This window comes from Arthrobacter sp. Cr_A7 (genome assembly GCF_029222765.1).
Lineage (GTDB): Bacteria > Actinomycetota > Actinomycetes > Actinomycetales > Micrococcaceae > Arthrobacter.
The window spans coordinates 1-569 of the sequence record NZ_JARHXQ010000213.1 but is presented as its reverse complement, the minus strand read 5'-3'; the positions used below and the strand labels follow the sequence as shown (position 1 = coordinate 569).

The window sequence follows — 569 nt, the reverse complement described above, 5'->3', positions numbered from 1 at the left end:
CTTCCGGAGGTGACGCTCGCCTACGAAACCTGGGGCACCCTCAACGAAGACGGCAGCAACGCCATCCTGATCGAACATGCCCTCACCGGCAGCACCCACGTGACCCGGGGCGACACCGACGAACCGGGCTGGTGGGAACAGCTGGCCGGACCCGGCGCACCCGTGGATACAGACCGTTTCTTCGTTGTCTCCATCAACATCGTGGGCGGCTGCTACGGATCCACCGGCCCGTCCTCGCCTGCCCCCGACGGCAACCCCTGGGGTTCCCGCTTTCCCCTGGTCACCCTGCGGGACAGCACCGTGGCGGAGGCCCGGCTGGCTGACCAGCTCGGCATCCAACGCTGGTTTGCCGTCCTGGGCGGTTCGATGGGCGGCGCCCGCGCCCTCGAATGGGCTGTCAGCTACCCCGAGCGCGTGCAGCGCTGTGCGGTCATCGCCGTAGGGGCCGCCAGCACGGCCGAACAGATCGCCTTCGCCCAGGCGCAGACCCTCGCCATCCGGCAGGACCCCAACTTCAACGGCGGCGATTATTACGGCGGCCCTTTCCCCGAGGCCGGACTGGCACTGGC

1 protein-coding gene is annotated in these 569 nt (G+C 69.1%); it reads left to right on the top strand.

What is annotated here, in order from left to right; all coding sequences use genetic code 11:
* Nucleotides 1-569, top strand: a 569-nt coding sequence (locus tag P2Q66_RS12540; RefSeq protein ID WP_275728481.1) for an alpha/beta fold hydrolase, incomplete at both ends; no start/stop codon positions are given.